This is a genomic window from Enterobacter sp. BRE11, from assembly GCF_031844285.1.
Lineage (GTDB): Bacteria > Pseudomonadota > Gammaproteobacteria > Enterobacterales > Enterobacteriaceae > Pantoea.
Genome location: NZ_JAUZUX010000007.1, coordinates 121,970 through 146,068, shown reverse-complemented (window position 1 = coordinate 146,068; position 24,099 = coordinate 121,970). Strand labels below are relative to the sequence as shown.

Below are 24,099 nucleotides of genomic sequence, written 5' to 3'. Positions count from 1 at the left end.
CCTCTGAACGGAACAAAGCTTTCCGCCGATGAGCAGAGCACATAATAAAAAAATAACGCTGTCGCCGGATAAAAGGCGCGCAGGAGATTGCCATGCCCGAAATAGTTTACCTGGTATGGTTTCCTCTCCGTTAATTAAATGAATGCAGTTAATGTGATCAATTTCTTGGCAGGGAAAATATGAAACGCAGAGAGTTTCTCACTTCCGTGGCCGCCCTGGGGGTAGCCTCGTCGCTGCCTGTGGCAAAAGCGGAAACCGTGCAGGGCGGGCAACCCTGGGAACCCGGCAAAGTCAGTACGCCGCCTGTGCCGCGCAAAGGCGGCCTGCAGTATCTGACGCAGCATGAATTCGACACCGTTGGCGCTATCGCTGAACGCTTTATTCCCGCTGACGAGCTAAGCATCAGCGGCAAAGAGGCGGGCTGCGCCACCTTTATCGATCGCCAGCTGGCGGGCGATTACGGCAACGCAGTGGCGATCTATCGCCTGGGACGCTTTGTCAAAGGCACCCCTGAGCAGGGACCGCAGTCGCCGCTGACGCCCGCGCAGCGCTACCGGCAGGGTCTCGCCGCGCTTGATGCATACACGTCCAAAACCTTCGGTAAAACCTTTGTTGCGCTAAGTGGCGACCAGCAGGACGATCTGCTGCGCCGTATGGAGGCGAACCAGATCGATCTGGGCGCGGAGGTAGAGACCAAAGTCCTCTTCGAGCTGCTGCTGCAGAACGTACGCGAAGGCTTTTTGTCCGACCCTATTTACGGCGGCAACAAAGAGATGGCGAGCTGGAAAATGATCGGTTTTCCCGGTGCACGCTATGACTTCCGCGACCTGATTGGCAAAAAAGGGAAGAAGCTCAACATCATCCCGACCAGCCTGATTGATAACACCCTTTGACTCTTCAGTCTGACTGAGCAGTGAGTTAACACATGCAAAATATTCGTCCGAAAGCTGACGCCGTAATCGTCGGCCTGGGCTGGTGCGGCTCGTTGATTGCCGAAGAGCTGACGCGCGCCGGCCTGAATGTGGTCGCTATCGAACGCGGCCCCTGGTTTGAAACCGCCACCGATTTCCCCCCCTCTGTCGATACCGACGAACTGCGCTGGGATACCCGCCGCAGCATGCTGCTGCCGCCTGCGGTAGAGACCACCACCTTCCGTAACAACCGTTCGGAAACTGCGCTGCCAACGCGCGAATGGAACCTGAACGAGCTGGGCTATAACGTCGGCGGCTCCGGCACGCACTGGGCCGGCATGGCATGGCGCTTTACGCCGTGGGATCTGCAGCCTTATACCCAGACGGTCGCGCGCTACGGCAAAGAGAAGATAGCTAAAGGCCTGATCCTGCAGGACTGGGGCGTTACCTACGATGAGCTGGAACCGTTCTACGATCGATTTGAGAAAATCGCTGGCGTCTCCGGTAAAGCGGGCAGGCTTAACGGCGAAATCGTGCCTGACGGCAACCCGTTCGAAGGCAACCGCAGCAGCGACTATCCGCTGCCGCCGCTGGAGAGCACGCGCCTGACCGATCTGTTCCGCGATGCGGCGAAATCCCTTGGCCAGCATCCTTTTATGGTGCCCGCCGGACAAACATCGCGCGCCTACGTGAATCCGCTCGGCGTGCGCATGGGGCCGTGCACCTACTGCGGCTACTGCCTCTACTACGGCTGCGGCAACTTCTCCAAATCGAGCCCGAACGCCTGCGTGATCCCGGCGCTGATGCAGCGCGAAAACTTTACCGTGCTGACCGATTCCGCCGTGGTACGCGTAAATAAGGCCGAAGACGGCAAAACTGCCACCGGCGTCACCTATATCGACAAGAATAAAAAAGAGTGGGTGCAGCCTGCCGATATGGTGATCCTGTCGGCGTTTCAGATGCAGAACGTGCGCCTGCTGCTGCTGTCGAAAATCGGCCAGCCTTACGATCCGGAAACCAAAACCGGCACGGTGGGACGCGCTTACAGCTTCCAGACTGTCTCCGGCGCCAGCCTGTTTTTCGAAGATGAATACCTTAACCAGTTTATCGGCGCAGGCGCGCTCTCGCAGCAGGTTGATGACTGGAACGGCGATAACTTCGACCACAGCGACAAAGACTTTATCGGCGGCGCCGGCATTCTGGTGGTGGCGCGCGGCGCGCGTCCTATCGGCAACGCTGACGCACTGCCGCCGGGCACCCCGCGCTGGGGCAAGGCGTGGAAAAAGGCGTATACCCACGCTTTCCAGAACGCCACCTTTATTTTCGGCCAGGGTACCAGCTTCTCGCACGAAGATTACTACCTCGATCTCGACCCGGAATACAAAGACGACAACGGCAATCCGCTGCTGCGCGTCACGTTCGACTACAACGAAAACGACCGCCGTTCGGCGAAGTTTATCGAAGAGAAAAGCGTCGAAATCGGGAAGGCGATGGGGGCGAAAACCGTTATCGGCACCAACTCGGCGGCAGGCAAATATTCGCCCTACAACTTCGCCAGCGACCACACCATCGGCGGCGCGGTGATGGGCACCGATCCGAAAACCAGCGTCCTTAACCGCTATCAGCAGAGCTGGGATATGCACAACCTGTTTGTGCTCGGCGCCTCCTCGTTTCCTAATAATGCAGGCTACAACCCAACCGGTACCATCGGCGCGCTTAGCCTCTGGACGGCGAAGGCGATTATCGATCGCTACCTGAAAAACCCCGGCCCACTGGTAAAGGTGTGATATGAAAAAGAGAACCCTTGCAGGCGGCGCGGTGGTCATCGCAGGCGCTATCGCCGCCGGTTTGCTGTGGCAGAACGGCGATACCTCTGCCGATGAGGTGGCGGATAACCAGACGCTGACCAGCCAGCCGCCCGCGGCAGCGGATGCCGCTGCGGTGGCGCGCGGCAAATATATCGCCATTGCAGGCGACTGCGTGGCGTGCCATACCGCGCCGGGCAGCAAAAAGGCCTTCGCGGGCGGCTACTCAATCAGCACGCCGTTCGGCGGCATTTTCGCCAGCAATATTACGCCGGATAAAGAGACGGGCATCGGCAACTGGACCGAACGCGACTTCTACCGGGCGGTGCGGCACGGCAAAGGCAAAGAGGGCGAGCATCTCTATCCGGCGATGCCCTACAACGCCTACGTGAAGGTCAGCGATCAGGATATGCATGACCTGTGGATGTATATGCGCTCGGTAAAACCGGTGCATTATCAGATACCGGAAACTAACCTGGGCTTTCCCTATAACATCCGTCTGGCGATGATGGGCTGGAATCTGCTTTTCTTCCGCAACAGCGGCTTCGAAAGCGATCCAGGCAAGTCCGCCGAGTTTAATCGCGGCGCCTATCTGGTCGAGGGACTGGAACACTGCGGCGCCTGCCATACGCCGAAGAACCTGCTCGGCGGCGATACCGGTGACTATTTACAGGGCAGCAACCTCAGTGAGTGGCATGCGCCGGACCTGACGTCGAATCGCGATGTTGGCATCGGACGCTGGAGCAACGCACAGATTGTCGACTATCTGAAGCTGGGCAGTAACCATGTCGCCGTGGCGTCCGGCCCGATGGCGGAAGCGGTCACCAACTCGACGCAGTATCTGAGCGACGCCGATCTGCGCGCCATCGCGACCTATTTGAAAGCGCAGCCCGCCTCTGCGACGCGGCTGCCGGCACCGCAGGCCCGCGACAGCGCACAGATGAAAATGGGTGAGAATGTCTACAGCGCCAACTGTAGCGCCTGCCACAACAGCGACGGCAAAGGGATCCCGAACCTGGCCGCCAGCCTGGCGAATAACCCAGGGCTACTGGCAGACGACGCCTCCTCCATCATCACCACGGTGCTGCAGGGTGGGCGCGGCGCGGTCACGCAGGGCAATCCGACCAGCGGCGCGATGCCGAGTTTCGCCTGGAAGCTGACGGACGAGCAGGTTGCGGCGGTATCGACCTATATCCGCAACAGCTGGGGCAACGCCGCAACGCCGGTGAAGGCCGACGAGGTTGCAGGCAAGCGCAAGCTCCTGAAGCTCCCCGAGCAGATGGCAGTGCACTAAATCAGCAAGGCGGCGAAACAGGCCGCCTTTTTTACACCTCGTGCGCTTGCCGCGCTTAATTGCGCATTCGGCTATAAGCTGTTTAAGTCACTTAATCAGAGAGGAATGGATATGGCAGGCAAAGCATTAGTTATCGGCGCCTCGCGCGGTATCGGTCTGGCGGTGGTCAGAGCGCTGGCGGCCAGGGGCTGGCAGGTCACGGCCACCTTCCGCAGCAGCGCCCCGGAGGCGGACGCCCAGTGGCATGCGCTGGATATGACCCATCAGGAGGAGGTGCGCCAGCTGGCGGAGCGGCTTAAAGACGAAACCTTCGATGCGATCCTGATCAACGCCGGCATTTCCGGCCCGTCGCATCAGAATCTGCTGCAGAGCAGCGACGAAGAGCTGGCGCAGCTGTTTTTGACCAACGCCATCGCGCCAGTGCGCAGCGCGGAAGCGCTGCTGCCGCTGCTGGCGAAGCAGAACGGCGTCATCGGCTTCACCACCTCGATTCTCGGCAGCCTGAACGAAAACGACACGGCGGCGATGCCCATCTACTCCGCCAGCAAATCGGCGCTCAATATGCTAAGCCGTGCCCTCCTGCCGCAGATTCAGCAGCATAACGCGACGCTGCTGTCGCTGCATCCGGGCTGGGTGAAAACCGATATGGGCGGTGACTCCGCGCCGGTCACGGTCGAGCAGAGCGGCGAAGGACTGGTGCAGCAGCTGGAGGCTTATCGCGGACGCGGTGGTCATCACTATGTGGACTACGCTGGACAGCTTTTGCAGTGGTAAATCAGGGCGCGTAAGCGCCTTTTTTGCATCTGCATCGGCGAAACACTACACTCGCGGCATAGTCTGACAAGGAGGTAATATGTCGCAATCCCTTCAGCGTAAGCCGCTGCCGCTGCCTGGCGGCCACAACAAAGTCCTGTTGCACTCCTGCTGCGCGCCCTGTTCGGGCGAGGTCATGGAGGCGATGCTGGCGTCCGGTATCGATTACACCATCTTCTTCTACAACCCCAATATCCATCCGCTAAAAGAGTACGAGCTGCGCAAAGAGGAGAATATCCGCTTCGCTGAGCAGTTCGGCGTGCCCTTTGTCGACGCGGATTACGATCGCGATAACTGGTTTGAGCGTGCAAAAGGCATGGAGTGGGAGCCGGAGCGCGGCGAACGCTGCACCATGTGTTTCGACATGCGTTTCGAACGCACCGCGCTCTATGCCCATGAACATGGCTTCCCGGTCATCACCAGTTCCCTTGGCATCTCGCGCTGGAAGAACATGCAGCAGATCAACGACTGCGGCGCGCGCGCCGCAAATCGCTATCCCGATATGATCTACTGGGACTTCAACTGGCGTAAGGGCGGCGGATCGGCGCGCATGATCGAAATCAGCAAGCGCGAGCGTTTTTATCAGCAGGAGTATTGCGGCTGTATCTATTCGCTACGCGACAGCAATCGTCACCGCGTCGCCAACGGGCGTGAACGCATTAAGATTGGCGTGCAATATTATACGCCGGACGACGAGTAGAGAAATAAAGGGCGCGGCAGCCACCCTTTATTTCGTGCGGTAATGGCAAAATTCAACGCAGGCCATTACGGGTCTCGCCGGTGTCGATATTGCGAACATCCAGACGCGAAGAGATAAAACGTTTGTGGGTGTTGACGGCGGGCTGCGCCTGTCGACAAAGCTCGCAGGGATTAATATGGCCTTCCAGCCGCGCCTGGATGTCGGGATCGAGCTGACGCTTACGACAGACGTAAGGCGTACAGCCCATTACCTGCTTAAAGGATCGCGTAAATGACTGCTGGCTTTCGAAATGATACTTCATCGCCAGCGTAATTATCGGGGTGTGGCTGCTTTTTAAGGCGTGTACGCAGTCAGCCAGCTTTCGCTTACGAATATAGCGCGCCAGCGTCTCATTGCGGCAGCGGGCAAAAAGCTTTTGTAAATACCATTTTGAATAGCCCGCTTTTTCCGCAATATCATCAATGCTGAGCCGCTGGTCAAGATGGGTGTTTATCCACTCGGTAACGCTATCAATAACCTCTTCGTTATATTTTTTCTCTCGCATAATCCACCTCGTTAAACAGTGCGCATAGTGTAAATATTTTAATCTTTCTCTATGCCCGGTTTAGGTAAAGAAATATCAGAATATGCATGTTTATTTTTTTGCAACAGGAAAAATAGATGGGGTTTTTATCAAAAAGAAATGCGTGTTATTTTTGAGTTGTGAAAGATAAACAAAAGCAATAAATGTTGGTGGCTTGTATTTGGCGTGCTGCCGGGAATATTTAGTTTTTTTCAATGACTATTACGACACTGACCGGAGGCAGGGCGGTTTTATGCGTTCCGCCTGCGGGCAAAGCGAGGCAGAGCCCGCTACGCTTCTTTTATAAAATTATTTTCATGACACAGCGCACCAATACAGACCTCCTGCGCGCGTGTCACACTGCCATTCTTTTGCCTGTATGGAGATCATCGTATGCGTCCGACCTCTGGCCTGAAAAAACCGCTTCTTGCCTTATTCGCCTCGATAACCCTGTTTAGCGCTGCGCCCGCTGTAGCCGCCCCGCTATACGGCGAGCAGCTGGAAGGCTTTCGCTATCCGTTCCCGCTTGAGCGCTTCAACTTCTCTTCTCAGCAGCAGCCGCTCAGCATGGGCTATATGGACGTCAAACCGACAAGTCACGCTAACGGCCAGACCGTAGTGCTGCTGCACGGCAAAAATTTCTGCGGTGCAACATGGGAAGAGAGCATACGCGCCCTGAGCCAGGCAGGCTATCGCGTCATCGCGCCGGATCAGATCGGTTTTTGCAGCGCCAGTAAACCCGAAAACTATCAGTACAGCTTCCAGCAGCTGGCAGACAACACGCATCAGCTGCTGGCGCATCTCGGCATAAAGAAAGCGGTGATCGTCGGCCACTCTACCGGCGGCATGCTCGCCACGCGCTATGCGCTAATGTATCCCGCCGGGACGCAGCAGCTGGTGCTGGTGAATCCGATTGGGCTGGAGGACTGGAAAGCCAAAGGCGCGCCCTGGCGCAGCGTCGATCAGTGGTATCAGCGTGAGCTGAAGCTCGACGCGGCGGGCATTAAAAAGTATGAGCAGCAGACCTACTACAGCGGCCAGTGGAAGCCGGAGTATGACAAATGGGTCGATATGCTGGCGGGCCTGAACGCCGGTCCTGGACATAAGAAGGTGGCGTGGAACTCGGCGCTGATCTACGACATGATTTTTACCCAGCCGGTATTTTACGAATTTGGCGATCTGAAAGTGCCGACCACCCTGATGATTGGCACCGCCGATACCACCGCGATCGGCAGCGATATCGCCTCGCCAGAGGTAAAGGCGACGCTGGGGCACTATGAGGTGCTGGGCAAAGAAGCGGCGAAGCGCATTCCTGGCGCGCGCCTGATTGAGTTCCCAGGCATGGGACATGCGCCGCAGATGGAGTCGCCGACTAAATTTAATCAGACATTGATTGAGGCGTTAGCGCAGCGCTAACGCTGAGTGACCAAAAGCTCTCCTGCCGCCGCGGCGGCGGCAGGATGCTATGGCGATCAGAGGATTTTCTGTTCTGCCAGGTCGAGGGCGAAGTAGCTGAAAATCAGGTCGGCACCGGCACGCTTGATTGCACCCAGGCTCTCCAGCACGACGTTGCGCTCGTCAATCGCGCCCGCCTGAGCGGCGAATTTGATCATGGCGTATTCGCCGCTGACCTGGTACGCCGCCAGCGGCAGCTCGGTGCGGTCGCGGATCTCGCGCAGCACGTCGAGGTAGGCACCAGCCGGTTTCACCATCAGCGAATCGGCGCCTTCGGCCGCGTCGATCAGCGACTCGCGAATCGCTTCGCGGCGGTTCATCGGATTCATTTGATAGGTTTTGCGGTCGCCTTTCAGGGCGGTGCCGGCTGCTTCGCGGAACGGGCCGTAGAAGGAGGAGGCGAACTTGGTGGAGTAGGACATGATGGCGGTCTGAGTAAAGCCCGCCGCGTCCAGCGCCTGGCGGATCGCCTTGACCTGACCATCCATCGCCGCCGACGGCGCGATAAAGTCAGCACCCGCCGCCGCCGCAACCACCGCCTGCTTGCCGAGATTGATCAGGGTCGCATCGTTATCGACGCCGCGATCGCACAGCACGCCGCAGTGGCCGTGGCTGGTATATTCGCAGAAGCAGGTATCGGACATAACGATCATTTCCGGCACCGTCTCTTTGCAGATGCGCGACATGCGCGCCACCAGGCCGTTTTCATTCCAGGCATCGCTGCCGGTGGCGTCGGTGTGGTGTGAGATGCCGAAGGTCATCACCGAGCGGATACCCGCTTTGGCGATGCGCTCGATTTCATAGGCGAGACGCTTTTCCGGAATGCGCATCACGCCCGGCATCGCTTCAATCGCTTTATAGTCGTCAACGCCTTCCTCAACGAAAATCGGCAGCGCCAGATCGTTCAGGCTGAGGGAGGTTTCCTGGAAGAGTTCACGCATCGCCGGGCTGGAGCGCAGCCTTCTTGGACGCTGGATCAGAGAAAAGTCAGACATATTCATTCTTACGCAGGTGAAAAAAGTAGCGTTAGTCTACTCCTTTTAACGCGCGAGTATGAAGATTGTGTGCGGCGTAAAAAAAAGCCCGCCGAGCGGCGGGCTTTCAACGGATTACTCGTTGATGTCGGGGTGCTGCTGCACCAGATTCTTACGCTTCGCCTCAAGACGAGCGATCTCCTCGTCGATATCTTCGATCTTCTGCTCGATGTTGTCGTGGTGCTCCTGCAGGATTTCACGCGCCTCGTCGAGATCGGATGCGGCCGGCGTCGCGCCGCGCAGCGGTTTGTTCGCCGTCTCTTTCATATAGATGCCGGTAATCAAACCGATCACTGCCACCACCATCAGGTAATAGGCTGGCATATAGAGATTATTGGTGGTTTCCACCAGCCAGGCGGCGAGGGTCGGGGTCAGACCGGCAATCAGCACCGAGATGTTAAAGGCGCTTGCCAGCGCGCTGTAGCGAATATGCGTCGGGAACATGGCTGGCAGCGACGACGCCATCACGCCGGTAAAGGCATTCAGGATGACCGCCATCAGCAGCAGACCGGCAAAAATCAGTCCCAGCACGCCGCTGTTAATCAGCATAAAGGCCGGGATGGCGAAGATAAGCAGGGCGATGCTGCCGATAATAACAAACGGGCGACGGCCGAAACGGTCGCTGAGCATCCCCATTACCGGCTGCACAAACAGCATGCCGAGCATAATCGCGATAATGATCAGCACGCCGTGATCTTCCGAGTAGTGCAGGTTATGCGACAGATAGCTCGGCATGTAGGTCAGCAGCATGTAGTAGGTGACGTTGGTAGCGATCACCAGGCCGATACAGGCAAGCAGGCTTTTCCAGTGCTTAGTGGCGATCTCTTTAAATGACACTTTCGGGCCGTCGCGCAGACCTTCACGGTCGCCTTGCTCCAGCTTGTCAACGTGCTGCTGGAAGGCTGGCGTCTCTTCCAGCGCGTGGCGCAGGTAAAGACCAATAATGCCGAGCGGCAGCGCGAGGAAGAACGGCAGGCGCCAGCCCCATTCCATAAACTTCGCTTCGCCGATAATCGCCGAGATCAGCACTACGATGCCTGCGCCGAGCACGAAACCGGCGATAGAGCCGAAGTCGAGCCAGCTGCCCATAAAGCCGCGCTTGCGGTCGGGCGAATATTCGGCAACGAAGATTGAGGCGCCGGTATATTCGCCGCCCACCGAGAAGCCCTGCGCCATCTTGGCGAGCAGCAGCAGAATCGGCGCCCAGATGCCAATCGAGGCGTAGGAAGGGATGAGGCCGATACAGAAGGTACTGATCGACATAATCACAATGGTGATAGAGAGAATCTTCTGGCGACCGTATTTATCGCCCAGCATACCGAAAAAGAGGCCGCCCAGCGGACGAATCAGGAAGGGAACAGAGAAGGTACCGAGAGCGGCGATCATCTGTACGCCTGGCGAGGCATCCGGGAAAAAGACCTTACCCAGCGCATAGGCGACAAAGCCATATACGCCAAAATCGAACCATTCCATCGCGTTGCCCAGTGACGCAGCGGTAATGGCTTTGCGCAAACGGGTGTCATCGATAATCGTGACGTCATCCAGCCCAATAGGTTTGACACGCTTCCTACGTAGTTTCATAGAGTTACCCTGTAATAGCACATGAAAGTCCTCAAGGTCGCGAACCGGTGGAACGAGACAGTCCGCGGCATTGAGAAAATTTAAGCATAGCCGTTCGGCAGAATTTTCCACTGGCTACTAAGCGCAATAATTAGTGTTGAAATTATTGCGGCTAGTGGCAGAGTATACCGTTTTTCGATGATATTTGTCATGTTTGGTCTGGTAGCGGCCTTTTTTGCCGACGATAGTAGATTGAAATGCCACCTGAAAAGGCGGTAAAAAGCGGCGCATGCACCGCTAATTTTTGCAAAATTTGCGGCGTTTAGCGCAAAGAGAAGGAGATATGGCCGTCACGCTTCGGTTAAATCTTCGGCGTCTGCGCCAGAAGGTCGCGCTAAAGCAGCGATCGCACCGGCTGGTGCTGCAGCCAGGCGGCGATATCCTCGACCGCCTGGGTGAAATAGCGCCGGTAGTTGCTGTCGGCGACATAGCCGAGATGGGGCGTCGCCAGCACGTTCGGCAGTTGCCGCAGCGGATGATCGGCAGGCAGCGGTTCGACGTCGAACACGTCCAGCGCGGCACCCGCCAGCTGGCCCGCGCGCAGGGCGGCGATCATCGCCTGCTGATCCACCAGACCCGCGCGCGCGGTGTTTACCAGCAGCGCGCCTGGCTTCATCTGCGCCAGCGCGGCGGCGTCGAGCAGATGACGCGTGCGCGCGCTCAACACCAGATGAAGCGACACAATGTCGCTCGCCGCCAGCAGCGCCGCAAGCGACGGCATCAGCGTTGCGCCGCACGCTGCCGCGCGCTCGGCGGTAAGGTTCTGGCTCCAGGCACACACCTGCATGCCGAACGCCTGCGCCACTTTCGCCATACCGCCGCCGATTTTGCCCAGGCCAATTAGCCCCAGGGTTTTGCCTTCCAGCCCCATGCCAAGATGTTGCTGCCAGGGGCCGCCGCTGCGCAGCGCCTGATTCTCGGGCACGATATGACGCGCCAGCGCCAGCAGCAAACCCCAGGTCAACTCCAGCGGCGGCGCGCTGCTGCTCTCGGTGCCGCATACCGCGATACCGCGCGCGCGGCAGGCCTCCAGATCGATAGCGGCATTGCGCATGCCGGAGGTCACAATAAGCTTTAGCCGCGGCAGGCGCGCCAGACGGGCGGCGGTGAGCGGCGTGCGCTCACGCATCGCCACGATAATATCGCTGTCGGCCAGCGCGGCGATCAGCGCGTCGTCGTCGGCGACAGGCTGTTGAAGCGATCGGGTTTGCACGGCGGGCTGCAGTGACGTCCAGTCGGCCAGCGACAGGGCGACGTTCTGGTAGTCGTCAAGAAGGGTGCAGTTGAGCATCGTCAACGTCCTCTGTGGGCATCGGCTGATGCGCATGCTCTGCGAGCCAGGCGATGAACGCGCGGTTATTCAGGGGTAAAGCATAATAGTAGCCCTGAATAAAGGTCACGCCGCGCTGGCGCAGGTAGAGGTACTGCATTCTGGTCTCCACCCCTTCGCCCAGCACCTCCAGCTTCAGCTTATGGCTGAGGGCGATAATGGCATCCAGCACCGGCGTTTCGCCCGACAGCGATTCAATAGCGTTGATAAAGCCGCGATCGATTTTCAGATAGTCCAGCGAGAAGGTTTGCAGATAGCTGAGCGAGCAGTGCCCGGTGCCGAAATCATCGATCGCCACCTTCATCCCGTCGGCGCGCAGACGATCGAGTTTTCTCGCCACATCTTCGCCGTCTTTAATCAGGCTGCGCTCAGTCAGTTCGAGGGTGATTTGCAGCGACGTCCGCTTAATTTTATCGGCGAAGTTAAGCATATCTTCCACAAAGGCGGGGTGTTGCAGATGCTCGGCGGCCACGTTGATGCCGATACGAAAGCCTGGCTCGACCTGCCACTGCTGAACATCTTCGGCGATCAGGTCGAGCAGATGACGCGTCAGCGGCACAATCATGCCTTCCGCTTCGGCGGCGGTGATAAAAATATCGGGCCGCACCGCGTCGCCGTTCGGCAGCGTCCAGCGCAGCAATGCTTCAGCACCGGAACAGCGCTCAGTGTCGTTTTTATAAACCGGCTGGTAGCAGACCGAAAAGCGGCGCGCATTAATGGCACGGCGGATCTCATCGCGCCAGGAGATACGACGCTGCAGCCAGTTGGCGGTCAGCACCATTAGCAGAATAGAAAGGATGGCCGTCATCGGCAGGAAAATAAAGGTCACCTGGCGCCAGGCGTGCATGATCTCTGCGCCGGGCGTCTCAACGGTTACGCTGATGGGATAGCGCATTGACTGCGCGTGATAAATCTGGGCGCTAAACAGGCTGGCGTGGGGCGGCGTCGACTGGCCGATTGTAATTGGCGCGCCATCGCTAAAGCGCATGCTTAACCGATAGCCGCGCGTTTTGCCGATAGCGCTCATAAAGTCCATCAGGTACTGGCCGTCAATAATTGCCCAGAAACCCTCGGAATCTGCCAGCTGCCGCACGAAAATCACCGCCGGACGCTGCGGGACGCCCGCCGTGCCGCTAAGAGAGAGGCTCCACCAGGCTTTGCCGGTCACCGGCGGCGCACGCAGCATCATGTCGCTTAACGAGCCGGGGTTCATGCCGTAGGCTGAGGAGCAGGTGATTTTCACCCCTTCCAGCTTGCCGATAGCCCGGAAATAGGCGTTGAGGTTGCCGGCGCGCTGCAGTTCATCTTCGAACTGGCTGCAGGGTTGATAATGAAAGCGGCGTAGCCAGGTGATCATATCCCAGGCGCTGTCGCTCATTTTTTCCGCCTGCGAGAGCAGGGTATTGGCGGCGTTAATCTGCTGCTGCTGGACGGTGTGCCGCGCGTCGATAGCCGTGAACAGGATGCCGAGCAGCAAGGGCAGCACCCCGGACAAAATAATTACTATTCTTGCGTAGTCGCGTTTTCGTTTTAACGGCTGCACCGCGAATTCCTCTGAATGTTAAGCGGCTGGTGAGGAGGTGCGAATGTAATCAACGCAGCATAACACGCCCTCAGGCCGTGCAGGGTAGCGTTTTGCTCAGGAGAGCAGGTGATACAGATCAAGTATCGACCGCACTTTGCATTTATTGACTTTGTTATGCCGCTTTTGGCATTTCCCAGGGGCAAAAACGCTGTGTAACAGTGACGCCATACTGAACCGCATAAAAGAGGCGTCTATGAGTACGGCAACTTTGGCATCTTCTTCTCTTCAACAGCGTATTTCTGACGCGGAATGGCAGGCGCGCGTCAGGCTGGCGCAGGCCTACCATCTGGCGGCGAAGCTGCGCTGGACCGACCATATCTACACCCACTTTTCGCTGCGCGTGCCGGGCGATCGGCCGCACTTCCTGATTAACGCCTACGGCCAGACGTTTGACGAGATCCAGCCGGAAACGCTGGTGAAGATCGACATCGACGGCAATATCATTGACGATCCTACCGGGCTCGGGATCAACCCGGCCGGCTTCGTGATCCACAGCGCCATTCATCGCGCCCGACCGGATGCGCATGCGGTGCTGCATACCCACACGGCGGCGGGCATCGGCGTGTCGGCGCAAAAGGGCGGCCTGCTGATGATTTCGCAGCACAGCACCCGTTTTCACAGGCGCGTCGGCTACCACGACTACGAGGGGATCGCGCTCGATCTCGACGAGCAGCAGCGCATCGTCAACGATCTCGGCAGCCTTAACGCGCTGATTATGCGCAACCACGGTCTGCTGACCGCTGGCGGCAGCATCGAAGAAGCGTTCTATAACCTCTATTATCTCGAACGCGCCTGCCAGGCGCAGCTGGCCGCGCAGTCGGGCGGCGCGGAGCTGATTATTCTGCCGGACGCGGTGTCGGAAAAGGCGGCGCAGGCGTTTGACAGCAGCATCCGCAACAAAAAGTATCAGCTGCACTGGGATGCCTATATTCGTCAGCTTAGCCGCAACGCCCTGTAAGGAGCCGCCATGAACAGACTTAAAGCCTTTGCGGCGGCGCTGCTGCTGAGCGCCAGCGCCATGGCGCAGGCGGCGCCCGATCTCAGCGAGGTCACGCTGGTGCTGGGCGACCAGGCGCGTAATCTGCGTTCGCTGGTGGAGGCCTCTGGCGTGCTGAAGGATGCACCCTGGCGCTATCGCTGGGCTAACTTTCAGGGCGCAGCGCCGCTGTTCGAAGCGCAGCGCGCCGGCGCGGTTGATACCTCCTACGCAGGCGATCTGCCGGTGCTGATGGCGGCATCCGGCGGCGTGCCGCTGAAAATCATCGCCACCAACGTCGGCGACGCCGGGTCGAATGGACTGATCGTGCCCGCTGATTCGCCAGTGCGTAGCGTAAAGGATCTGGCAGGCAAAGAGGTCGTGGTCTCCTCGGCGCGCGGCAGCATCTCGCAGCATCTGCTCTATGCGGCGCTGGGCGAAGCAGAGGTGCCGCGCGACAGCGTGCCGGTACGCTTTGTGCTGCCGACCGACGCCAGCGCCGCCTTTAATTCCGGGCAGATTGGCGCCTGGGCGACCTTCGATCCCTATCTCGGCATTGCTGAACAGCACGGCGCGCGGCTGCTGCGCGACGGCAAAGGGCTGACCACCGCGCTGTCGTTCGTGACCGCCACCCAGCAGTCGCTGGAGGATCCCGGCAAGCGTGCGGCGATCGCCGATTTCGCCCAGCGGCTGGCGAAAGCGCGTGCCTGGGCGCTGGCCCATAAAGAGGAGTACAACCAGGTATATGCGCAGCTGACGCGTCTGCCGCCGGCCGACGCGGAGAAGATCACCGCGCGTATTTCTCACGGCATTCGCGGCGTCACGCCTGAAGATATCGAAAAAGTGCAGAAGGTGTCGGATCTCTTCAGCGAGCTGAAAATTCTGCCGAATAAAGTGGATGTGGCGGCGATTACCGACCGGAGCCTGTTTCCGCAGTAACAGGGCAAAAGGCGGCGTGGTGTCGCCCATGCCCTGTGTTGCCGATATTAATCGTTGAACAGCGTCTGGCGCAGCGCCAGCTCGACGCCGCGCAGCTCCGCCAGTCCTTTCAGGCGACCTATCGCCGAATAGCCTGGATTGGTGCGCTTGTGCAGGTCGTCGAGCATCTGATGGCCATGATCGGGACGCATCGGGATCGCATGTTTCTCGCCCGCGCGGCGGCGGCGCTGCTCTTCCGCCAGAATTACCCTGATCACGCCCACCATATCGACATCACCCGCCAGATGGGCCGCCTCGTGGAAGCTGTTGGGGTTGGCTTCGCGCTGCGTGGCGCGCAGATGGATAAAGTTGATGCGGTCTGCGAACCTCGCCGCCATCTGCGTCAGGTTATTATCGGCACGCACGCCGTAAGAGCCGGTGCAGAAGCAGAAGCCGTTGTGCAGGCTGTCTACCGTCTCTTTCAGCCACTGCATATCCTCCTCCGTGGAGATAATACGCGGCAGGCCGAGAATCGGGCGTGGCGGATCGTCCGGGTGCACCGCCAGCTTAATACCGACCTCTTCGGCGACCGGCACGATGGCGCGCAGGAAGAGCGCCATATGTTCGCGCAGCGTCGCTTTATCAATGCCGTCGTACTGCGCCAGCTGCGCGCGGAACTGATCCAGCGTGTAACCCTCTTCCGCGCCTGGCAGGCCGGCGATAATATTGCGCGTCAGCAGCGCCTTATCCTCATCGCTCATGGCGGCGAAGCAGCGTGCGGCCGTCTCTTGCTCCGCCGCTGAATAATCCTGCTGTGCGCCGGGGCGCTGCAAAATATGCAGCTCGAAGGCGGCGAAGGCGTCAGCGTCGAAGCGCAGCGCTTTGGCGCCGTCCGGCAGCGTCCAGGCGAGATCGGTGCGCGTCCAGTCGAGCACCGGCATAAAGTTGTAGCACACCGTCTCGACGCCGCAGGCCGCCAGGTTACGTATCGACTGCTGATAGTTGGCGATATAGCGCTGATAGTCGCCGCGCTGCGTCTTGATCGCCTCGTGCACCGGAATGCTTTCAACTACCGACCAGACCAGATTTTTTTCCGCCAGCAGCGCCTGACGCGCTTTAATCTCCTCCACCGGCCAGACATCGCCGTTGGGGATATGGTGCAACGCGGTCACAATGCCGGTCGCGCCCGCTTGCCGCGCGTCGTCTAACGAAACCGGATCGTTGGGGCCATACCAGCGCCATGTATGTTCCATTTTTACTCCTTAGCCGCAAATTTGGCCCAGTGGTCAGGCCGCTGGGCCAAGAGTATGCTAGCCTGACGCGAAAGGCCGTGATCGCGATCGCAGCGCAGTGAATTGCGTCTGTCGGAAAGGGGGCGCGGCCTGTGCTACGCTGCACCGCTGCTGACAGGAGAAAAAACATGGCGCTGCCTGTGCTAAAAACAGAACGTCTCTATCGCCAGATCGCCAGTGCGATTATGGAAAGCATTCAACGCGGCGAGTTTGCCCCAGGCGCGGCGCTGCCGCCGGAGCGCGAGCTGGCAAAGCAGCTGGGGGTCAGTCGCTCCTCAGTGCGCGAGGCGCTGATTGCGCTGGAGATGACCGGCTGGGTAGATATTCGCACCGGCAACGGCGTCTTCGCGATGCAGCCGCTGCCGTCCGCCAGCACGCCCGCAGCGGAGGCAGATTACAGCCTGGACGATCTGTTGCAGGCGCGTCTCGCTTTCGAGGGGATGCTGGCGGAGATGGCGGCGCGCAATGGCACCCCGACGCAGCGCGAACAGCTGCGCGCGCTGGCCGATACGCTGCTGCGCTACCGCGCCAACGACGCGGACTTTCTCGAGCAGGACAAGGGCTTTCATCTGCTGATCAGTGAAATGAGCGGCAATGAGGTGCTGCGTGAGATGATGGAGTTTCTCTGGAACAAGCGCGACAGCGCGCGCTTCCGGCGGCTGGAGCGTCATTTTGCCGATAACGCCTTTACCGATGAGATGAACCGCGACCATCAGCAGATCGCCGCGGCTATCCACGCAGGCGACGCCGCCGCCGCGCGCGCCGCGATGGAGAGCCATCTGGCGCAGGTGAAGCGGCGTCTGCTGGGCTAGATTTTATGTCGTTTAGGACGGCCGGCGCCGAGCATAATCGCCAGTCGGCTGCCGCCCGGCGTGGTCTCCATCAGGATTTTCGTGATGCTGGTCAACGGCACCGAGAGCAGCATGCCGACCGGGCCAAGCAGCCAGCCCCAGAAAATCAGCGACAGGAACACCACCAGCGTCGAGAGCCCCAGGCCGCGCCCCATCACGCGCGGCTCCAGCATATTGCCGAACACCATATGAATCGCGGTAAACAGCGCCGCCACCAGCATTGCGTCGTAGGGGCTGTTGAGCAGCAGCGCCTGCAGCACCGGCGGAATGCCTGCGATGATCGGGCCGATATTGGGAATGTAGTTAAGAATAAACGCCACCACGCCCCACAGCAGCGCGAATTTAATATCAAGCAGAAACAGGCAGCCCCATACCGACACACCGGTAATCAGGCTGATCAGCGTCTTTAGCGCCAGATAATGCGTTACGCCTTTTAGCGCCCGGTGCAGCCCGGCAATGCGGATCTGCGGATTGGTCAACGCGTTACGCATCTTGTAGGGCAGGTGATGCACTTCGAACAGCATAAAGACCACGGTCAGAATGAGCAGCACGAAATTACTCATCATGCCGGAGAACTGCGTCAGCGCGACGGTGGCGAACGACATCAGCATATTGGGATCGAAGCGCTGCACCAGCGTAGTGGTGGAAACATGAATGCCGATGCCTGACGCCAGGTGCTGCACCACGCTCATCTTCTGCTCCAGCGTGGCGCGCAGCTGCGGGTAGATATCGGAGAATTCGCTTACCGAACTGGCCAGCACCGCCACCAGCAGCAAAATGACGATAAATATCACCGTGATGACCACCGTGATCGCTAACCCGCGTCGCCAGCCACGCCGCATCAGGAAGGTGACGATAGGATTGAGCACGATGGCAAAAAAAGCAGCCAGTAAGAAGGGCACCATAATATCGGAGGCAGCACGGATCCCGGCGAGAATAATCACCAGCATAGCCAGCTTAGTCAGAATATTTTGCCCTATTTTTTCCTGCAGTGGTTCGCTCATTCCCTCTCCCGTAAAGCCAGACCGCAGAGAGTAGTGTAGCTGAATGGCAATTAAACGCCTGATTCTTCAATAAAAGCGCAGCGATAATCAGACTTTTTTACCGCGCTGCATCAGCGCCGTCGCGCCCAGCATCAGCGCCAGCGTGGCGAACAGCGTCAGGGTGGCCATCGCCATGCCCTGGCCTACCGAGCCCTGCTCAAACTGGCGCCAGATAAACAGCGCGACGGTCTGCGCGCCAGCGGGCGCCAGCAGCAGCGAGGTCACCAGCTCGCGTGAGGCAACGGCGAACACCATCATCATCGCCGCCAGCAGGCTGGGCGATACCAGCGGAAACACCACCAGACGCAGCGCCTGCAGGCGAGAGGCGCCATGCACGCGCGCCGCCGGCTCCAGCGTTGGGGCGATCTGGCGCAGCGCGCTGCTGACATAGCGCACTGGCCAGGGCAGCAGCAGACAGCAGTAGGAGAGCAGCAGGATCGCCGGCGTATTGTAGGGCGAGATCGGCCAGAAACTGCGGTTCCACAGCAGGATCAGGCCGACGCCGATCACCACGCCGGGGATCGCCGCAGGCAGCAGCGCCAGACCGTCCAGCAGCGCCAGCGCGCGGCTTTTGCCCTCCGCCACGCGCCATGCCACCAGCAAACCCAGCGCGCCGGTCAGCAGTGCCGCGCCGAGCGCCAGCCCGATGCTGGTAGAGAAAGCGCTCAGCGCATCGCCCTGCTGAGAGAAAAGCGCGGCGAAGTGGCGCAGCGTCAGGTTCTCGCCGCTGAGGCCGCCCGACAGGGTATCAAGCAGCCCGCTCAGCGTCATCGTACAGAGCGGCATCACCACCGCCAGCAGCGCCGTCAGCGCAAACAACAGCGCGATCGGCACGGTCCAGATCCCCGCGCTGACCGCCTCGGCGTCGGCGGGCTTGCCGCCGATAGTGGCGACATCCTGCGCGGCGGTCAGGCGGCGCTGCGCGAACCAGGCGGCCAGTGCGACCAGGCTCAACAGCAGCGACAGCATCGCCGCGCCGGGCAGATCGATCGGCCAGTCCGAGAGTTTCTGCTCGATGCCGACCGTCATCAGCGTAATGCCGGCGCGCGCGCCGAGCGCTGCCGGCACGCCATATTCATCAATCGCCAGCGTAAAAACCAGCAGCGCGCTGCCTGCCAGCGCAGGCAGCAGCAGCGGCAGCGTAATGTGCAGGAAGGCGCGCCAGGCGGACGCGCCGTGCACTTGCGCTACCCGTGCCAGCCGCTGGCCGCTGGCCATTAGCGCGCGCGACACGGCGAAATAGACGACCGGAAAGAGGTTGACGGTCATCACCAGCGTGATGCCGTTAGCGCTGAACAGCAGGCTCTCCAGATCGATACCGGTGAGCTGCTGCAGATAGCCGTTGCGCTGCAGCGCCAGCGTCCAGTTCAGCGCCGCAATATAGGGTGGCGTCAGGAAGGGCACCAGAAACAGCACATCCCACAGCGCGCCAGCGGGCAGGCGAAACAGGCCGCGCAGCGCGCCGAGCGGCAGCCCGATAAGCAAGCTGCCCAGCGCCACGGCAAGCCCAGTCTGCAGCGTGCCCAGCCCCATCTGCAGCAGTGCGGCGTCGCTGAACAGGCGCGGCAGCGCGCTAAAGGCGCCCTGCCAGCTTCCCGCCCCGAGCTGCGGAAAGATCGCCTGCAGCACGATAAACAGCAGCGGCAGCGCCACCAGCACGCTCAGGGCCAGCAGGATCAGGCCATTCAGGACGCGCGACATCTTACTGGCCGAACAGCGTGGCGAAGCGCTTCAGGATCGAGGCGCGATCGGCGCTGCTCTCCTGCTGCACCGGCAGCAGCCGAATATCGGTAATCAGCGGACGCTGCGCCTTGATATCGGTACGCGCCGGCATCAGCCAGGCGTTCGCGACCTGCTGCTGGCCTTCATCGGAAAGCACATAATCGACGAATTTTTTCGCCTCGTCGGCGTGCTGGCTGCTTTTCAGGATCATCATCGGCCGGGGCGCGACCACGGTGCCACTTTCCGGGAAAATCACCTTCACCGCTTCACCCTGCGCAATATTGTTATAGGTGACATAGTCCACTGCGCCAAACACCGCCGCCTTAGCGCCCTGCAACACTGGCGTAACCGCCTGCGCGTTTGGGCCGCTGACCACCATGCCGTTCTCTTTCAGCTGCCGGAACAGCGTCCAGGCCTTTTCACCTTCGCTGTTTTGCAGGCCGGCCAGCAGATCGAGCGAGGCGCCGGAGAGCGCCGGATCCGGCGTGGTGACCTTGTCTTTGAATGCTGGCGCGGTCAGGTCCTGCCAGTTTTTCGGTTCCGGCGTGCCGCTTTTGCTGTTCCATACGATACCGAGGGCAGAGATGCCCTGCGCCACATAGTCGGCGGTTTTAAAGGCGGCGGGCACGCGTGCGGCATTGGCGCTTTGATAGGGCAGCAGCCAGCCGCGCTGCTGCAGATCTTCCGCGATATCCCACGAAGCGGAGATGAGCAGGTCTGCCTGCGGGCTTGCCTGCTCTGCCTCAAGCCGCGCCATCACCTTGCCGGTCGTCGCCTGAAAAACATTCACCTTAATGCCGCTCTGTTTTTCAAATCCGGCCGCCAGGCTTTTCGCCAGCGAACCCGGTCCGGCGGTATACAGGGTCAGCGCATGGGCGTCATGCGTTATCGCGACTGCAGTCATCAGCATGGTGAATATCGCTCCTGTTTTAACGGGCTTGAGAAAGGACATAGGATTCCCCTGAGGATTGGGTAATGGAAACCATCTGGCCCTGCGCCAGATGAAGCGTGCGATCGGCGATAATCGCCGCCTCGTCGCGGTCGTGGGTAACGTAGACGGCGGTGGTGCCGGCGTGACGCAGCAGCGCCTTCATGCTGTGCACCAGCGTTTCCCGCAGGTCGCGGTCGAGGTTGGAGAGCGGTTCGTCAAACAGCAGAATGGCTGGCTCGGCCACCAGCGCGCGCGCCAGCGCCACGCGCTGCTGCTGGCCGCCGGAGAGCGCAGCGGGCTTGCACGCCGCGACGTTCTCCAGGCCCACGCGCGCCAGCATGGCGCGCGCCTGCTCTTCGCGCAGCTTTTTCCCTACGCCGCGCATGCGCAGCGGGAAGGCGACGTTTTCGCCGACGCTCATATGCGGCCAGAGCGCATAGTCCTGGAAGACCATACCGAGCTGGCGCGCTTCGGGCGGCAACGAATAACGGGCGCTGGCGACGCAGCGGTCGCCGATCCAGATTTCGCCGCTGTCCGGCTGAGTCAGACCGGCCAGCAGTTTAAGCAGGGTGCTTTTGCCGCAGCCGGAGGGGCCGAGCAGGGCGAGCGTTTCGCCGGCGGCAATCTCAAACGACAGATTGTGCAGCACCGGCTGGCGGCTGGCTGACCAGCTGACCGCCTTTACGCTTACGGGCAGGGAAGCGCGCGTCATCGCTCACCTCCGCGCAGGCGCGCGGGGGGCAGAGCGGTTACGCGCGCCTGGAAACTCAGGAGCGTCATCCTATTGTTATCCTCTTTGGGACTTTATGAGGCGAGTGTAGGGGGCGATTATGACGACCCGATGACTAAACCTGCCTCCCGGATGCGGCGGCGGCTCGAAATATTCTCCTTATGGTGGCAAGCTGTAGAGTAAATTCAGTCAACCACGAGCGCACTTTGTCATGCCAGACCAACCTGCAGCGGAACCCGCTCATAAGGGGATCGGCTTAACCCTGCTGATTATCTCCATTGTGATCTATAACTTCGCCAGCTATCTCACCATTGGCCTGCAGCTGGCGGTGCTGCCGGGCCTGGTGCATGACCAGCTCGGCTACAGCGCCTTTTGGGCGGGCGTCGTCATCAGCCTGCAATATGTGGCAACGCTGCTGAGCCGTCCTCATGCCGGGCGCTACGCCGATATCTGGGGGCCGAAGCGCGTTGTGGTGCTGGGGCTGGTGGGCGTGCTGCTCAGCGGTCTCTGCTACCTGCTGGCGACCTGGCTGGCCGCTTCGCCTGTCGCCAGCCTGATACTGCTCTGCACAGGACGCGTGATCCTCGGCGTCGGCCAGAGTTTTACCGGTACCGGCACCTCGCTATGGGGCGTGGCGCGGGTCGGCTCGCTGCATATTGGTCGCGTCATCTCGTGGAACGGCATCTGTACCTATGGCGCGATGGCGCTGGGCGCGCCGCTGGGCGTCATGATCTATCGGGAGGGTGGGCTGCTGCTGCTCTCCGTGGTCATTATCGCCATCTGCGCGCTGGCGATCGCGCTGGCGCTGCCGCGTCCGGCGGTAAAGGGCAGCCGCGCGCGGCCGCTGCCGTTTCGCGACGTGCTCGGCAAGATTTACGGCTTCGGTCTGATTCTGGCGATGGGATCGGCGGGCTTCGGCGTTATCGCCACCTTTATTACGCTCTTCTATCAGGCGAAAGGCTGGGACGGCGCGGCCTTCGCACTGACGCTGTTTAGCGCCGCCTTTGTCGGCGCGCGGCTGCTCTTTCCCAACGCGATTAACCGCTTCGGCGGGCTGCGCGTCGCGGCCGCCTGTCTGGCGGTCGAGGCGGTCGGATTGTTTCTGGTGGCGGGCGCGGTTGATCCCTGGATGGCGAAAACCGGCGCGCTGCTGACCGGCGCCGGTTTTTCGCTGATCTTTCCGGCGCTTGGCGTGGTGGCGGTAAAAGCGGTGCCGCAGGCGAACCAGGGCAGCGCACTGGCGACCTACACCGCCTTTATGGATTTAGCACTGGGGATTACCGGCCCGATCGCGGGCTTTATCATGAGCTTTGCGGGCGTGCCGCTGGTCTATCTGCTGACGGCGCTGCTGGTCTGTCTGGGGCTGTTCTGCACGCTGCGGCTGGCGCGTCGGCTGCCGATGGCGTCGGAAGAGGCGAAGGAAGGTTAAAAAAGCGGCCTCCGACCGAGGCCAAAAACGTGTCGCAAGACACAGATAAGGGTAGGGCAACGCGGCGGACGAAGAGCCCGCCGCGTGATAGTCAGGCCTGAAGCAGCGAGATGCTGTGGCGGATCTGGCGCTCAATCTCAGCAGGGCTCCAGTCGTTAAGCTCGGATGAGAAGGGCTCAAAAGCGTAGACGCCTTTATAACCGAGCATCTCCAGACGTTTCACCTGCGCCACGCTGTTCAGCACGTCACGGTCGCTCAGCATAATGCGCTCTTCATCGGTAAGTTCTGCGGTGGCGCGCCTGTCTTCCACGCCGGAAAGATGCACCAGGCCAATCATCTCAACGTCGATCTCCGCCGGGAACTCCTGCTCGGCATGCTCATACAGATGGTGGTGGAAGGTGTCGATGACCAGCTTAAACGGCGCCTGCGCGTCACGGATCAGCTGCTGTGCCTGTACCGCCGAGCGCAGCGAACTGACCGGAAAGCCCAGCGGCTCGACCAGGCCCTGAACGCCATGCTGCGCAAAGCGCGGCGCCAGCGTGCGCAGCGCTGTCAGCGTCTCTTCCGGCGTAATCTCGACGCCTTCGTTCAGCGGGCACATGACCAGTGCGCGGGCACCAATCGCCTGCGCGTCACGCAGCAGCGCGTCCGCTTTCGCCAGTAGCGCCTCATCCACGCGGTTGAAGGGGTAGAGGGCGTTGATCGTCACTACCTCAATGTTGTATTTCGCGATCAGGTCGCGGGTTTGCTCATAGGTCAGGTCGTCGCACACCTTTCCGCTCGGCATGTCGTTACGCAGTTCCACCTTGTTCAGGCCCAGGCGCTGAACGAGCTGGAAAAAGGCTTCTAAAGAAAGGTTCGGCGCAATTTTACGGTTAATACAGAAACGGGTCGGATCGATGGCCATGCTGCGGCTCCTGTGGCGATGCAAGAGATAAGAGAATAAGCTGACGGCAAAGAAAACATTTATTTCATAAATAGTGAATTATGGAATGCAAAGGTTGAGATCTGCCTCTCAATAATTTCATTTTCCGTCCCTGCCGAGCCGCTTTTTCCCCTTCCGGTTAACAGGAAATTGTGCCTGAACCGTATAGCAAC

General features: G+C 60.0%; 21 protein-coding genes. 10 read left to right on the top strand and 11 right to left on the bottom strand.

The window, feature by feature from the left end; genetic code table 11:
• The first annotated feature begins 179 nt into the window (after positions 1–179).
• From Q9R34_RS09340 to Q9R34_RS09320, 5 genes are all read left to right on the top strand, one after another.
• Positions 180–893, top strand: coding sequence for a gluconate 2-dehydrogenase subunit 3 family protein (locus tag Q9R34_RS09340; RefSeq protein WP_434124767.1), 714 nt, complete (start codon positions 180–182; stop codon positions 891–893).
• A gap of 32 nt (positions 894–925) precedes the next feature.
• Positions 926–2,698 carry a GMC family oxidoreductase gene (locus Q9R34_RS09335; RefSeq protein ID WP_434124768.1) on the top strand — a complete coding sequence of 591 codons (1,773 nt, stop codon included), beginning with the start codon at positions 926–928 and terminating at the stop codon, positions 2,696–2,698.
• Between the two features lies 1 nt (position 2,699).
• On the top strand, positions 2,700–4,010 hold the full coding sequence (locus tag Q9R34_RS09330) for a c-type cytochrome (RefSeq protein WP_485893207.1): 1,311 nt from the start codon (positions 2,700–2,702) through the stop codon (positions 4,008–4,010).
• 105 nt (positions 4,011–4,115) lie between these two features.
• A complete protein-coding gene (locus tag Q9R34_RS09325) occupies positions 4,116–4,784 on the top strand; it encodes an SDR family oxidoreductase (protein WP_434124770.1) in 669 nt (222 codons plus the stop codon).
• A gap of 79 nt (positions 4,785–4,863) precedes the next feature.
• Complete coding sequence (locus Q9R34_RS09320) at positions 4,864–5,523, top strand: epoxyqueuosine reductase QueH (RefSeq protein WP_434124771.1); 660 nt, start codon at positions 4,864–4,866, stop codon at positions 5,521–5,523.
• Between the two features lie 52 nt (positions 5,524–5,575).
• On the opposite strand, the gene Q9R34_RS09315 is transcribed toward Q9R34_RS09320, so the two are convergent.
• On the bottom strand, positions 5,576–6,067 hold the full coding sequence (locus Q9R34_RS09315; protein WP_485893206.1) for a helix-turn-helix domain-containing protein: 492 nt from the start codon (positions 6,065–6,067) through the stop codon (positions 5,576–5,578).
• A gap of 411 nt (positions 6,068–6,478) precedes the next feature.
• Here Q9R34_RS09315 and Q9R34_RS09310 point away from each other — a divergent pair, with 411 nt between their 5' ends.
• A complete protein-coding gene (locus Q9R34_RS09310) occupies positions 6,479–7,501 on the top strand; it encodes an alpha/beta fold hydrolase (RefSeq protein WP_485893205.1) in 1,023 nt (340 codons plus the stop codon).
• 56 nt (positions 7,502–7,557) lie between these two features.
• Here Q9R34_RS09310 and hemB read toward each other — a convergent pair whose 3' ends face one another.
• The 4 genes from hemB to Q9R34_RS09290 form a co-directional block, all read right to left on the bottom strand.
• Positions 7,558–8,535 carry a porphobilinogen synthase gene (gene hemB / locus Q9R34_RS09305; RefSeq protein ID WP_434124774.1) on the bottom strand — a complete coding sequence of 326 codons (978 nt, stop codon included), beginning with the start codon at positions 8,533–8,535 and terminating at the stop codon, positions 7,558–7,560.
• A 114-nt stretch (positions 8,536–8,649) separates the two neighbouring features.
• On the bottom strand, positions 8,650–10,155 hold the full coding sequence (proP, locus tag Q9R34_RS09300; RefSeq protein WP_434124775.1) for a glycine betaine/L-proline transporter ProP: 1,506 nt from the start codon (positions 10,153–10,155) through the stop codon (positions 8,650–8,652).
• A gap of 373 nt (positions 10,156–10,528) precedes the next feature.
• The gene (locus Q9R34_RS09295) at positions 10,529–11,485 is read right to left on the bottom strand and encodes a D-2-hydroxyacid dehydrogenase family protein (RefSeq protein ID WP_485893204.1); all 957 of its coding nucleotides are present in this window, start codon (positions 11,483–11,485) and stop codon (positions 10,529–10,531) included.
• Complete coding sequence (locus Q9R34_RS09290) at positions 11,463–13,067, bottom strand: EAL domain-containing protein (protein ID WP_485893203.1); 1,605 nt, start codon at positions 13,065–13,067, stop codon at positions 11,463–11,465. The genes Q9R34_RS09295 and Q9R34_RS09290 overlap by 23 nt, the downstream gene beginning before the upstream one ends.
• Before the next feature lie 235 nt (positions 13,068–13,302).
• Between Q9R34_RS09290 and Q9R34_RS09285 the strand changes: the two genes are divergently transcribed.
• Positions 13,303–14,067 (top strand): class II aldolase/adducin family protein, encoded by a 765-nt coding sequence (locus Q9R34_RS09285; protein WP_485893202.1) that lies wholly within the window; start codon positions 13,303–13,305, stop codon positions 14,065–14,067.
• A gap of 9 nt (positions 14,068–14,076) precedes the next feature.
• Positions 14,077–15,024, top strand: coding sequence for an ABC transporter substrate-binding protein (locus Q9R34_RS09280; RefSeq protein WP_485893201.1), 948 nt, complete (start codon positions 14,077–14,079; stop codon positions 15,022–15,024).
• A 47-nt stretch (positions 15,025–15,071) separates the two neighbouring features.
• Here the strand turns inward: Q9R34_RS09280 and uxuA are convergent, their stop codons facing one another.
• Positions 15,072–16,256, bottom strand: a complete 1,185-nt coding sequence (gene uxuA / locus Q9R34_RS09275) for a mannonate dehydratase (protein ID WP_434124780.1) — start codon at positions 16,254–16,256, stop codon at positions 15,072–15,074.
• Between the two features lie 167 nt (positions 16,257–16,423).
• On the opposite strand from uxuA, the gene Q9R34_RS09270 reads away from it, so the two are divergent.
• The gene (locus Q9R34_RS09270) at positions 16,424–17,107 is read left to right on the top strand and encodes a FadR/GntR family transcriptional regulator (RefSeq protein ID WP_434124781.1); all 684 of its coding nucleotides are present in this window, start codon (positions 16,424–16,426) and stop codon (positions 17,105–17,107) included.
• Here Q9R34_RS09270 and Q9R34_RS09265 read toward each other — a convergent pair.
• The 4 genes from Q9R34_RS09265 to Q9R34_RS09250 form a co-directional block, all read right to left on the bottom strand.
• Positions 17,104–18,150 (bottom strand): AI-2E family transporter, encoded by a 1,047-nt coding sequence (locus tag Q9R34_RS09265; RefSeq protein ID WP_485893200.1) that lies wholly within the window; start codon positions 18,148–18,150, stop codon positions 17,104–17,106. The genes Q9R34_RS09270 and Q9R34_RS09265 overlap by 4 nt on opposite strands.
• Positions 18,151–18,237: 87 nt before the next feature.
• Positions 18,238–19,890, bottom strand: a complete 1,653-nt coding sequence (locus tag Q9R34_RS09260; RefSeq protein WP_485893199.1) for an ABC transporter permease — start codon at positions 19,888–19,890, stop codon at positions 18,238–18,240.
• Position 19,891: 1 nt separating this feature from the next.
• Positions 19,892–20,821, bottom strand: a complete 930-nt coding sequence (locus Q9R34_RS09255) for an ABC transporter substrate-binding protein (protein WP_485893198.1) — start codon at positions 20,819–20,821, stop codon at positions 19,892–19,894.
• A 19-nt stretch (positions 20,822–20,840) separates the two neighbouring features.
• Entirely contained in the window at positions 20,841–21,554 is a 714-nt protein-coding gene (locus tag Q9R34_RS09250; protein ID WP_485893197.1) for an ABC transporter ATP-binding protein, read from the bottom strand.
• Between the two features lie 229 nt (positions 21,555–21,783).
• On the opposite strand from Q9R34_RS09250, the gene Q9R34_RS09245 reads away from it, so the two are divergent.
• Entirely contained in the window at positions 21,784–23,001 is a 1,218-nt protein-coding gene (locus Q9R34_RS09245; protein ID WP_485893196.1) for an MFS transporter, read from the top strand.
• A 91-nt stretch (positions 23,002–23,092) separates the two neighbouring features.
• Here the strand turns inward: Q9R34_RS09245 and Q9R34_RS09240 are convergent, their stop codons facing one another.
• Entirely contained in the window at positions 23,093–23,908 is an 816-nt protein-coding gene (locus tag Q9R34_RS09240) for a TIM barrel protein (protein WP_485893195.1), read from the bottom strand.
• Positions 23,909–24,099 lie beyond the last annotated feature (191 nt).